General features: G+C 52.2%; 13 protein-coding genes. 11 read left to right on the forward strand and 2 right to left on the reverse strand.

Annotated features, from left to right (window positions below; genetic code table 11):
• The first annotated feature begins 55 nt into the window (after window positions 1-55).
• From acpP to IBX50_RS02180, 11 genes are all read left to right on the forward strand, one after another.
• The gene (gene acpP / locus IBX50_RS02130) at window positions 56-289 is read left to right on the forward strand and encodes an acyl carrier protein (RefSeq protein WP_292252945.1); all 234 of its coding nucleotides are present in this window, start codon (window positions 56-58) and stop codon (window positions 287-289) included.
• 150 nt (window positions 290-439) lie between these two features.
• Entirely contained in the window at window positions 440-1678 is a 1239-nt protein-coding gene (gene fabF, locus IBX50_RS02135) for a beta-ketoacyl-ACP synthase II (protein WP_292252946.1), read from the forward strand.
• Window positions 1679-1686: 8 nt separating this feature from the next.
• The gene (locus IBX50_RS02140; RefSeq protein ID WP_292252947.1) at window positions 1687-2541 is read left to right on the forward strand and encodes an aminotransferase class IV; all 855 of its coding nucleotides are present in this window, start codon (window positions 1687-1689) and stop codon (window positions 2539-2541) included.
• A 10-nt stretch (window positions 2542-2551) separates the two neighbouring features.
• The gene (mltG, locus tag IBX50_RS02145) at window positions 2552-3601 is read left to right on the forward strand and encodes an endolytic transglycosylase MltG (protein WP_292252949.1); all 1050 of its coding nucleotides are present in this window, start codon (window positions 2552-2554) and stop codon (window positions 3599-3601) included.
• The gene (gene tmk, locus IBX50_RS02150) at window positions 3594-4253 is read left to right on the forward strand and encodes a dTMP kinase (protein ID WP_292252961.1); all 660 of its coding nucleotides are present in this window, start codon (window positions 3594-3596) and stop codon (window positions 4251-4253) included. The genes mltG and tmk overlap by 8 nt, the downstream gene beginning before the upstream one ends.
• Window positions 4250-5233: a DNA polymerase III subunit delta' gene (locus tag IBX50_RS02155; protein WP_292252951.1), complete on the forward strand. Its 984-nt coding sequence runs from the start codon at window positions 4250-4252 to the stop codon at window positions 5231-5233. The genes tmk and IBX50_RS02155 overlap by 4 nt, the downstream gene beginning before the upstream one ends.
• Window positions 5226-5561, forward strand: coding sequence for a PilZ domain-containing protein (locus tag IBX50_RS02160; protein WP_292252952.1), 336 nt, complete (start codon window positions 5226-5228; stop codon window positions 5559-5561). Before IBX50_RS02155 ends, IBX50_RS02160 begins: the two co-directional genes overlap by 8 nt.
• Window positions 5562-5600: 39 nt before the next feature.
• The gene (locus IBX50_RS02165) at window positions 5601-6425 is read left to right on the forward strand and encodes a TatD family hydrolase (RefSeq protein ID WP_292252953.1); all 825 of its coding nucleotides are present in this window, start codon (window positions 5601-5603) and stop codon (window positions 6423-6425) included.
• A 65-nt stretch (window positions 6426-6490) separates the two neighbouring features.
• Window positions 6491-7168 (forward strand): TetR/AcrR family transcriptional regulator, encoded by a 678-nt coding sequence (locus tag IBX50_RS02170; protein WP_292252955.1) that lies wholly within the window; start codon window positions 6491-6493, stop codon window positions 7166-7168.
• Between the two features lies 1 nt (window position 7169).
• A complete protein-coding gene (locus IBX50_RS02175; protein WP_292252956.1) occupies window positions 7170-7739 on the forward strand; it encodes a DUF1285 domain-containing protein in 570 nt (189 codons plus the stop codon).
• Window positions 7739-9832: an ATP-dependent helicase gene (locus tag IBX50_RS02180; protein ID WP_292252957.1), complete on the forward strand. Its 2094-nt coding sequence runs from the start codon at window positions 7739-7741 to the stop codon at window positions 9830-9832. The genes IBX50_RS02175 and IBX50_RS02180 overlap by 1 nt, the downstream gene beginning before the upstream one ends.
• On the opposite strand, the gene IBX50_RS02185 is transcribed toward IBX50_RS02180, so the two are convergent.
• Window positions 9802-11142: a M48 family metalloprotease gene (locus IBX50_RS02185; protein ID WP_292252958.1), complete on the reverse strand. Its 1341-nt coding sequence runs from the start codon at window positions 11140-11142 to the stop codon at window positions 9802-9804. The genes IBX50_RS02180 and IBX50_RS02185 overlap by 31 nt on opposite strands.
• Window positions 11143-11153: 11 nt before the next feature.
• Window positions 11154-11912: an RNA methyltransferase gene (locus IBX50_RS02190; protein WP_292252959.1), complete on the reverse strand. Its 759-nt coding sequence runs from the start codon at window positions 11910-11912 to the stop codon at window positions 11154-11156.
• Window positions 11913-12172 lie beyond the last annotated feature (260 nt).

Raw genomic sequence — 12172 nt, forward strand, 5'->3', positions numbered from 1 at the left:
ACCGTGCAATTTCAGACCAATGCACGGCAAGACTCATCAGGAGTGACCAAACATTATGAGTACCATCGAAGAGCGCGTAAAAAAGATCGTCGCCGAACAGCTGGGTGTTAAAGAAGAGGAAATTCAGAACTCTTCCTCCTTCGTCGAGGACCTGGGCGCTGATTCTCTGGACACTGTTGAGCTGGTTATGGCTCTTGAAGAAGAGTTCGAGACTGAGATCCCGGACGAAGAAGCCGAGAAGATCACCAGCGTACAGGAAGCCATCGACTACGTTCTGGCTCACCAGTAAACTTTCTCGGACTCAGGTCTGATCAAGTAGAAGGCTAAAGGCTTTGCTACTTGCCGAAAACCGCTCACCTTATTGGTGCAGCGGTTTTTCATTTTTTGGGATATAATCCCGCAAATTATTCAGAATCACCGAGTTGCAGAGGAGAAGGGCATGTCGCGTAGACGAGTTGTGGTGACGGGCATGGGGTTGATAACCCCCCTGGGAAATACATTGAATGAGTCCTGGGAAGGTATTCTGGCCGGTCGCAGTGGCGTGGCTCCCATTGAATGCTTTGATGCCAGTGCTTTCAGTACCCGTTTTGGTGCACAGGTCAAAAACTTTGATGTTGAGCAGTACATGCCGCTCAAGGATGCCCGCAAGATGGACATCTTCATCCAGTACGGTATGGCTGCAGCTGTACAAGCCATTGCTGACTCGGGTCTGGAAACAACAGAAGAAAATGCCGACCGCATCGGTTGTGCAATAGGTTCCGGTATTGGTGGTTTGCCAATGATCGAAAAGAACCACGAATCCCTGCAAAAGGGTGGCCCGCGCAAAATTTCTCCGTTTTTTGTGCCTGGCTCCATCATTAATATGATCTCCGGTAATCTGGCAATCCGTTATGGCTACAAAGGCCCGAACATTGCCATCACTACCGCTTGCACCACGGGCACTCACAATATCGGTTATTCAGCCCGTACCATTGCTTATGGTGATGCGGATGTGATGGTCTGTGGCGGTGCCGAGTGTGCCAGTACACCTCTAGGGCTGGGTGGTTTTGCTGCTGCTCGCGCTTTGTCCACCCGTAATGATGATCCGCAGTCCGCCAGTCGTCCCTGGGATAAAGACCGTGACGGTTTTGTGCTGGGTGATGGTGCCGGTGTGCTGGTGCTGGAAGAGTACGAATATGCCAAGGCTCGTGGTGCAAAAATTTATGCTGAACTGACTGGGTTTGGTATGAGTGATGATGCTTATCACATGACTCTACCGCCGGATGATGGTCGTGGTGCTGCTGCAGCCATGCGTAATGCCATTCGTGATTCGGGTCTAAACCCTGAATCCATCCATTACATCAATGCTCATGGTACTTCAACACCTGCCGGTGATATTGCAGAAAGCCGTGCGGTAGAGCTGGTATTGGGAGCAGCAGCCAGCAAAGTTGCAGTCAGCTCAACCAAATCCATGATTGGTCACCTGCTGGGTGCTGCGGGTGCGGTAGAAGCGGTATTCAGTGTGCTGGCGATACGTGACCAGGTGGCACCACCGACCATCAATCTGGAAAACCCGCAGGAAGGTTGTAATCTGGATTATGTGCCAAAAACAGCACGCCAGATGAAAATTGATCATGCGCTGTCCAACTCCTTCGGTTTTGGTGGCACCAATGGCAGCCTGATTTTCAGCAAGATCTGATCCTGCTGATGCCACGGTTACCCACCATGCTGCTGGATGGGCGTACGCCTTCCCCTGCTGACCTCGACTGGTTATTGGCCAGTCGGGCTCTGGCTTTTGGTGAAGGAGTTTTTACCAGTCTGCGGGTTTACAACGGGCAATTAGTGTTCTGTGATGATCACTTTTGGCGTTTACGCAGTGGACTGGAGTCTCTACAGTCCGATCTGAATGCCATTGACTGGCAGGTGCTTAATACCGAGCTGGTCGAGATGGCCGCACAGCAGCAGGAAGGTGCCATCAAGGTCATGTTGCTGGCTGGTCCCGGTGGTCTGGGTTATCAACGTGCCCAGACACCACAATGGCATCGCCTGCTGCATCCCAGACCGCTACAACTGAATGCTCAGGCTTATACGGCAGGGATTGAATGCTGGTGGCAAGCCTGTCCCGGCACTAATCCACGCGCAGCCAGCAAACATTTAAACCGCCTCAGTCAGGTGTTAGCATCACAAGGTTGCCCGACACACTTTCCAGAAGCCCTGCAATACAACCTGCGCGGCGAGATTATTGAGGCTATTGCCCGTAATGTATTCTGGTTTGCTGATGGTTGCTGGCATACACCTTCTCTTATGACCGGTGCTTTGGCTGGTGTCATGCGGCGACAACTGCAGCAGCATTTAACTGCGGCTAAGCTGCGAGAAAGTGAAGCTGGACTGGATATGCTGCAGCAGGCAGAAGAAGTGTTTGTCTGTAATAGTCTGCAAGGCATCTGGCCGGTGACCTCACTGCATCATTCAGAAGGCTGTCTGGCACGCTGGCAGGTTGGCTCTGAAACACGAAAATTGATGGCCGAGTTTCATCCTCAGATGGGCTTGCCACAGATTTAACTGGCACAAAATGATCAAAAAAACCTTGTCACTGCTCGCCTTGCTGGCGGTGCTGATTGGATCAAGCAGCATCTACTGGTTTTATCAGCAGATTAATCAGCCACTGGCATTGCAAGAAACCACACTGCTGAAAGTCAGTCCCGGTCGCAGTTTTATCAGCCTGCTGCAGCAGTTGGAACAGCAGCAGATCATCCGCAGTGCGCTACCCATGCGTATCTGGCTGCGACTCAATCCTGAACAAGCTCCCATTCGTGCTGGTGAATATCGACTCGAAACACCACTGACGCTGCGTCAGCTGCATCAGCGGATGCAAGCGGGTGATGTTGTCACCTATCGGGTGACTCTGCTGGAAGGCTGGACTTTTCGGGAGTTTCGTCACGCCTTGGCAAATACTCCAAAGCTTGAGCAGACTACTGCCGACTGGAGTGATGCACAAATCATGGAGGCAGTAGGAATGCCGGATCAGGCAGCAGAAGGCTGGTTTTTCCCGGATACTTACACCTACCACAAGGGCATGAAAGATTTGGATCTGTTACGCCTTGCTAATCGTCGAATGCGAGAACTGCTGGATGATGTCTGGCAGAGCCGCCAGAGTGACCTGCCTTACAAAAATGCTTATGAAGCTCTAATTATGGCTTCAATTGTTGAGCGCGAGACTGGCGCTCCTCATGAGCGTCATGATATTGCCGGTGTTTTTGTACGCCGTTTGCAAAAAGGCATGAGATTGCAGACCGACCCTACAGTGATCTACGGCATGGGTGAGCGTTATCAGGGACGTATTACTCGCCGTGATCTGCGTGAACCTACACCCTGGAATACCTATACCATCCATGGCCTGCCTCCAACTCCGATTGCCATGCCGGGTGAAGCCGCACTCAGAGCCAGTGTTACTCCGGCAAAAGGGGAAACCCTGTATTTTGTTGCCAGAGGGGATGGTACTCATCAGTTTTCCAGAACCCTGCAGGAACATAATGCTGCAGTCAGGGAGTTCCAGTTAAATCGCAGTGAAAACTATCGTTCCTGGCCTGCTGCAGCGCCACAGGATACAGATGATGAATAATCGTCACGGTTGCTTTATCACGCTGGAAGGTGGTGAAGGGGTAGGTAAAACCACCAATATGGCTTATATTACAGCCCAGTTGGATCAAGCCGGTATTGATTGGATCAGAACCCGTGAGCCGGGTGGCACACCTCTGGCTGAAAATATCCGTCAACTGTTATTAAATAGTGGGGATGAAAAACCCTGTGATACCACCGAACTCTTGTTGATGTTTGCTGCTCGTGCTCAGCACCTGCAGCAGGTGATTCTGCCTGCCTTGCAGAAAGGAACCTGGGTGGTGTGTGATCGTTTCACTGATGCCAGTTTTGCTTATCAAGGTGGCGGTAGGGGACAGAGTGAACAAACACTGGAGTTGCTGGAGCAACTGGTACAAGAAGGTCTGCAGCCGAATTTAACACTCTTGCTGGATATGCCGGTGGAGCTGGCTTCACAACGGGTGGATAAACGCGGTGAAGTGCGTGACCGTTTTGAGCAGGAACAGCAGGCTTTTTTCCAGCGAGTGCGAGATGCTTACTTACAACGTGCTTTGCAGCATCCGCTGCGTTTTCGGGTGGTGGATGCATCTTTACCACTGCCGCAGGTACAACAGCAGCTGGATGAATACCTGCAACCCTTGATTGAAAACTGGCATTACTCAGGTGAAACACCATGAAACCGGCGCTGCCTTTACCCTGGCATGCTGTGATCTGGCAGCAATGGATGCAACAGATCGAGGATGACCGTTTTCCTCATGCCTTGTTGATTACCGGTTTACCGGGACTAGGTAAACGCACTCTGGCGCGGGCACTGGCACATTTTATGCTCTGTGAGCAGCCGAATGCTCATCATCCCTGTGGTCATTGCCATGCCTGCCAGTTGCTACAAAGCGGATTTTTCCCGGATTTGCACCTGCTGGAGCCGGAGGATGAAGGTAAAGCCATCAAGGTGGATCAGGTGCGGGAAATGAACAGTCTGGTACAAAAAAGCTCCCAGCAGGGAGGCTACAAGGTGGTACTGATCTGGCCAGCCGAAGCACTGAACATCAATGCTGCCAACGCCCTGCTGAAAACTCTGGAAGAACCTGAGCCACGTACCCTGTTTTTGCTGGTCAGTGACCAGCCATCCGGGTTGCCTGCTACGCTGCGCAGTCGTTGCCAGTACTCACCCGTGGCGCCTCCTTCGCTGGCACAAGGTCAGGCCTGGTTAAAACCTCAGCTGACTGAAGAGCAGAATCCGGAAGTGCTGTTAAAAGCAGCAGGGGGACGTCCTTTACAAGCTTTAAAACTGGCAGCAGGTGAAGCCGAACAGCTGCGTTATTTACTGCTGCAGGTGCTGGAAGCACTGGTACGTGGGGCAGATCCGGTAGAGCAGGCGAGTAAACTTAAAAGCATTCCACTCAAGCACTTGTTAAACTACCTGCAAAGCTGGTTGGCAGACAGCCTGAGAATGGGGCTGGCCGGAGATACCGCAGTACAGGATAGTCGACAATTACCCCTGTATCGCCAGTTGTTTCAGTTGCTGGGTGCGCGGGGATTATTGCAGATGGAACAAAAGCTGCAGCACACCCATCAGCAACTTAAAGCTAATCCCAACATTGAGCTGTTTCTGGAAAGCCTGCTGATAACCCTGACACAGGAGATGGGTCATGAGTGAAATCAAACCCTTGCAACTGGTATTAAAAGACAAACAGGCACTGAATGCCCACTACATGCCATTTCTGAAGCGCGGCGGGATTTTTGTACCCACCAGCCGTGCTTTTCGTCCGGGTGATGTAGTGCAGGTGTCCATGCAGCTGCCGGATGAAGATGAACCCATGATGGTCAGCGGCACAATGGTCTGGCGTACTCCCGTCGGTGCTCAGGGGCGTAAATTGCCCGGTGTAGGTCTGCATTTTCTGGAAGAAGAAGACTCCCCCAAGCGTTATATCGAAGATATGCTGGCGGGGATTCTGAACAGTGATAAACCCACTCACACCATTTAACTTTTCAAGATAACCCTTTGAATATAAACAAGGATTAATATGTGGCTGGTTGATTCACACTGTCACCTGGATATGCTGGATCTTGCCAAAACCTCTGGCGGTGAGGCAGCAGGTCTGGCAGGCGTACTGGATAAAGCACGTCTGCGTGGGGTGCAGCATTTTTTGTGCATCAATGTAAACCCCTGGCAGATTGGCCACCTGCGTGAAATCACAGCCCCTTTTGATGATGTCAGCCTGACACTCGGACTTCACCCCCTGCATGAACCCGAACAGCCGGTCAGCACCGAAGAGTTGATCGAATGGGGGCAGGCAAAAGATATTGTGGCACTGGGAGAAACCGGGCTGGATTATCATTATGGCGGTGATCAGCGCAGCCTGCAGATGGAATATTTTCAGCGGCATCTGGATGCAGCGCTGGTGCTGAATAAACCGGTGATTGTGCATACCCGTGAAGCCCGTGAAGACACCCTGGATCTGCTGCGCCCTTTTTGTGAAAAAGGCGGGCAGGGAGTGATTCACTGTTTTACTGAAGATCTGGAATTTGCCCGTAGTGTGATTGCTATGGGTTTGTATGTGTCTTTTTCCGGCATAGTAACCTTTAATTCCGCCAAATCCCTGCAGGAAGTTGCCAAAGTGCTGCCACTGGATCGTTTGCTGGTGGAAACCGACTCACCCTATCTGGCACCGGTGCCTCATCGTGGACAGCAGAATGAGCCGGGTTATGTGCGGGATGTGGCAGAGTTTATCGCCCAACTGCGCGGACTCAACAGTGAGTTTCTGGCTCAGCAGACCACTGAAAACTTTTTCCGGCTGTTTCCTTGTGCGCTGCAGCAAGCAAGGACACTAACCCCGACTCTTGCCTGAACTGAAAAAGGCGTTTACTCTGATGACTGAAAAGTCGATGTTAGTCACAGCTTGGGGAGCAGGTTATGGCTGAATCACCGGTAGAAAAACAGGCGCGGCGTGTCAGAGAGTTCCGGCAACGTGAAGCCCGTATACTGGAAGCTGCGCTGGAGCTGTTCCTGGAGCAGGGTGAAGACAAGGTCACCGTGGAAATGATTGCCGAGAAGGTCAATATCGGCAAGGGCACCATCTACAAACACTTCAGCACCAAGGCTGAAATTTTTCTGCGACTGATGCTGGATTATGAACGGGAAATGGCAGCACTGTTCAGCCTGCCCAATATTGCTGAAGACAAAGAAGCCCTTTCTCGTGCTTATTTTGAATTCCGTATGCATGAACCCGCCAAATACCTGTTGTTCAACCGGCTGGAAGAAAAACTGGTCAAGGCTAATGTTATTCCCGATATGATCGAAGAATTACATCGCTTTCGTGCCCAGAACCTGGAAAGCCTGTCTGGTTTGATCAGTGGTCGCATGGATGAAGGGCTACTGGAAAGTGTGCCGCCTTATTTTCACTACTGTGCTTCCTGGGCGTTTGTACATGGTGCTGCGGTGCTGTATCAATCCGAGTTTTTTCAGGACGTGATACAGGATAAAGACGAATTTTTCCGTTTTATGATGGAAATCGGTGTGCGTCTGGGTAATCGTGGTCAACGCGGCAGAAAACGTATGGAAGGCGAAACACCCGCCCAGCTCAAGTCCTGATATGTCCACCACCGACTCGCTGATGCAACTGGCATCACGTATTGATATCAACCCTGGCGAAAAAGGCTCACCCCCCATTCATAACTGGCATCCGCAACGGGTGCTGGATATCGACCTGAAAATTGACCATCAGGGTCAGTGGCTTCACAAAGGTGCACCCTTTTTGCGTACCTCACTGGTGCGTCTGTTTTCCACCCTGCTGCGTAAAGAACCTGATGGTTGTTATTACCTGATTACTCCGGCGGAAAAAGTTCGGGTGCAGGTTGCAGAGGTGCCTTTTCTGATTATTGCTGCTGCAGTGGAAGAGCAAGGAACAAATCAGCAGATCCGACTGGAAACCAATGTCAGTGATCAGCTATTGCTGGATGCCGATCATCCGCTGTGGGTAGAAACCCTGGCAGATGGAGAGCCACGGCCTTATGTCCGAGTGCGGGATCAACTGGATGCCCGTATTTTACCGCAGGTGTTTTATCAGCTGGTGGATCTGGCCGAATCAGTACAAGTTAATCAGCAGACCTGCCTGCAGCTGCGCAGTGCTGGTCACACCTTCTTGCTGGGCTGTTTTGACTGATGCTGGCATCCCTGACTCCTGAACAACAAGCAGTGATCACCCATGCCCAGGGACATGCCAGAGTGCGGGCGGTGGCTGGTTCCGGTAAAACCACCACATTGGTGGAGCGGGTAGTGTATCTACTGAAACAAGGCATCAACCCCAGCCGTTTGCTGGTGGTGATGTACAACAAAGCCGCCCGTGAAGACTTTATTCATAAACTGACTCAACGAGCCAGTGAAATCCAGGCCAGTGAAGGCATCCACTTAGTGCTGCCGGATGTACGTACCTTTCATTCACTTGGGCACCGGCTGACACAAACCTTCTGTCGCTGGGGGTTATTACAATCCCGCCAGCTGCAACAGGAAGAATGGATGGTGGATCGCTTGACCCGTCAGGCCTTAACTGCGCTGGCAGAAAAACAGGGTGCAGAAATTCAGCCCTGGCTGGAAGAAGATGCACTGGATGCTTTTAAAAGCTTCTGCACGCTGGTTAAAAGTGGTCTGGATGATCCGCAGCTGGTGTTGGAAGCGCTGGATGCAGGTGGTTCTCAGAAACATTTTCCGGCGGCTTTTGAACAGCTGGAAACTCTGCTGGAAGACCAGCGGCTGATGTTTTTTGATGACCTGCTGTGGCGACCCTTAAAGCTGCTGCAACAGCAGCCGGAGCTGGTTAGTCGGCTGCAGGGTTATCTGGATCACCTAATCGTGGATGAGTATCAGGATATTAACGAAGTGCAGCAGGCGCTGCTGAAAACCCTGGCTGGTGCCGCACGCGTGATGGTGGTGGGGGATGTGGATCAGTGCATCTATGAATGGCGTGGTGCTCGTCCAGAATACATGCTGCGGCGTTTCCAGCAGGATTTTCCGAATGTCACCGACTACCCGCTGACGCATACCTTTCGTTTTGGGCACGGGCTGGCACTCACCGCCAACCAGGCCATCACCCATAATCGTGAACGCCCCAGTCAGATTACTCTGGCTGCAAAATCCACCTCAACCACCGAGATGCAGCAGGGACAGGGTTCCGGCTGGTTGCTGCAACAGCTGGATGCCTGGCAACAAAAACACCCGCAAGGGCAGGCCGCAGTGCTGGTGCGCAGCTGGTCACAAAGCCTGGATGTACAACTGGAATTACTCAAGGCACACCGACCTTTTTTGCTGGCAAGGCAAGAGCATTTTATTTTTAACCGCCCGCAGATAAGAGGTTTGCTGGCCTATGCCCGACTGGCGCTGCACAGTCAGGAAGGGATGCAAATCAATTTTCAGCACCCGGATGCCCAGCAGGATTTTTTACAGTTGCTGAGTTTTCCTACCCTGTATTTGACCGAACCGGAACGCCAGGCTCTGTTGCAAGCTCGCATCAGAGGTGCCGAGGCACTGGCAGATACCGTTGGTCAGCTACCACCAGGCAAGGCACGCAGGGTCAGCAAGCGTTTTCAGATCCTGCAGAAACTGGCAAAAAAGGCAGGCAGCCTCAAACCTGCTGCATTTATACAACGCACCTTGCAGGAAACAGAGGCTCTGGAACAGATACGCAAAACAGCCTCCAGCAAGGAAAGTGGTGATGAAGCCCTGCGACTGATTGAAGGTTTACGGCGTTATGCGGCAAAAAGCCCAACCACGGATCTGGGTGAGTGGATTGCGGAGCTGGAACAGGCACGACAGGAAGGCACGGCTCATCAGGCGACCTCAGCAAGCGCACAGGTGGTGATACTTACAGTGCATGCGGCCAAGGGGTTGGAGTGGGACTGGGTGGGTGTGTACGGGCTGAATGAAGGGGATTTTCCTTATACCTCTGGTTTTAGTCGTTTGACACCGGCAGAAGAAGAGGCTGAACGGCGTTTGTTTTATGTTGCCATCACCCGCGCCCGTCATTGGCTGGTGCTGGCGCGCAGTGAAAATGCCAGTCAACCCAGCCGGTTTTTGCAGGAAGCAGCTATAGAAGATGCCTCACAGCTGGCAAAACTGTTGGAGCAACCGGACAAGGTTGATAAAAAACCGCTGGTAGTCACTTCTCCTGCTTTGATTCGTCAGTACTGGCAGGCGGTCAGTTCATTACCGCCGCCAGCACTGGTGGTGCGTCAGGAGCCCCAGGCTGCCAATCGCGCCTGAGCATATTCCGCCTGTTTGCCGGAACCACCCTGCTGCAGAAAACGCCGGAATGCTTGGCTGGCTTCCGGTGTTTGTTGTAAACCTTCATGGCTGAGCCCCAGAAAAAAGTCGGTATTGGGGTTGCCTGGCAACAACTGCTGGTAAGTCTGGAAGCGCTGGAGAGCCACATCCGGCTGTTTCTGTTGTAATGCCACCACACCATCCAGATGTTGTGCCTGAGCTTCCTGCGGGTAGACTGCTATTGCCTGCTGCAGATAGGGTCGAGCCTTGTCGTATTGCTCCTGCATCATCCAGGCTTTACCCAGCATCACCAGCCCGGTGTAATCCTGTGGAGCGGTTTTTAATGAACTTTCCAGTGCAGTGATGGCTTCGGCGTGCTGACCTTGACCCAGCAGGGTTTCAGCACGCTGTTGTTGTTCAATGGCCGGTTGGATACGCCGCAGACCAGCGGTGTTGTCCATATAACGCTCACGATGCATCGGCAGGCTACGGTGTTGGCCGTAGCGTCCAGTGGCTTCCCGCTGGGCATCCCGGTAGCGTTCATCACTCATTGGATGAGATGAGAACATCTGTTCAATCATGCTGGGCTGTCTACCAGATAAGTTCTGCAACATATCCATCAGATCCACCATGCCATCGGGTGAATAACCGGCACGGGTCATGTACTCAATACCCAGTGAATCAGCCTGGCGCTCATCACTGCGGCTGTAACTGGCCAGCAGAGCACCGGCAGCCACACCACCGAGTCCCAGTGCCAGAGCGGTGGTGGTGTTATTGGTCTGGGTGGCAATGGCAACACCCGCTCCGGCCACAGCAATACCGGTCAGGGTTTGTTTGGTCATGCGCTGAGCAGTGTGGCGGGCAGCAACATGCGCCACCTCATGGCCGATCAGGGCAGCCAGCTCGGCTTCACTTTCCATACTCAGCAGAATGCCACGGGTAACACCCATGGTGCCACCGGGAAAGGCATAAGCATTGATATAGTTGGCATTCAGGGCATTACAGGAATAGGTCATTTCAGGCCGATGCGAAAGGCCCCCAATTCGCTGACCAAGACCGGCCACATAGGCTTGTAATGCCTTGTCCTGCACCACACCATAATCACCGGATAACTGGTGAGGGGCATGTTGCTGATCAATCTTGTGCTCCTCACTAGCTGACATCAGCATCAACTGGCGCTTGCCAGTCGCAGGATTGACTGAGCAGCCAGTCATTACACCACCACTGGCAATGGCCATCAGCCACAACAACTGGCGGCGGGTCAGCTGATGCTGGCTTAGGTCCATGGTTTTTAATTCTTGGTCTTGCATCTGTTTTATCCTCAGGATTCAATACGGCGCAGGTTGTCACATAAAACTGCGGCAGCCACAGCAACGTTCAGTGATTCGGCGGCACCAAAGGCCGGAATGGTGATACGTTGAGTCACCCTTGCTGCCAGTGCACTACTGATACCATGAGCTTCACTGCCCAGCAAGAGTATCCCGCCGCGCTGCTGTGGTCGAAAAGCATGAATGGACTCACCATCCAGATAGGCACCGAGAACCGCTGTGTTGGCAGGCAGAGCATCAAAAAAAGCATCCAGCGGCTGATAGTCCACCTGTACACGCAGAAAAGAGCCTTTGGAGGCAGCAATGACCTTGGGGTTATACAGTTCGGTGGTTTGTGGTGAACAGACTATACGCCGGATGCCGTACCAATCGGCAATACGCAGTAGGCTACCTAGGTTGCCGGGATCATTGATGTCATCCAGAGCCAACACCCATTTATCTGCTGATGGTGAATTATTGTCAGCAACAGCGGGGCAGTTAACAACTGCCAGAGCGGCATCATTGCTGACCAGGGTGCTGACAGAAGTCAGCTCCGCAGCTGAGCATTCCGTGATAGATACTCCAGATTGCTGAATCAGCCCTGCATACTGTGCTGTAAAAGTGGGTGTGGCATAAAGTGCCTGCACTGACCAGTTCGATGCCAGCAACTCGGCCACCACCTTTTCACCCTCAACCAGAAACTGCTGCTGTTCACGACGGGCTTTTTTGCGGTGCAGGGCGCGTAGGGTTTTAGCCTGATTTTTACTGAGCATAGGGTTTCCTGTTGATTCGGAGGTGCAGGGCAATCGGGCTTAATTGATGCCCAGTAGTTTGAGCAGATAGTCATTGTCCCAACCTGCTTTCGCTCGCTTTGTTTTTACACCCACCTTGGTGCTTTTCTCATTCTTAATCATGTTCAATGGTTCAGACAGTTTCATGATGCAATAGCACCGTAGTTGCAAAGCTCATCAAAACCTAGCTGGGATTTTATGCCATTGAAGTCTAGGCCTAAGTACGAAGAAAAGCGCTCAAG

The organism is Marinospirillum sp. (genome assembly GCF_014859565.1).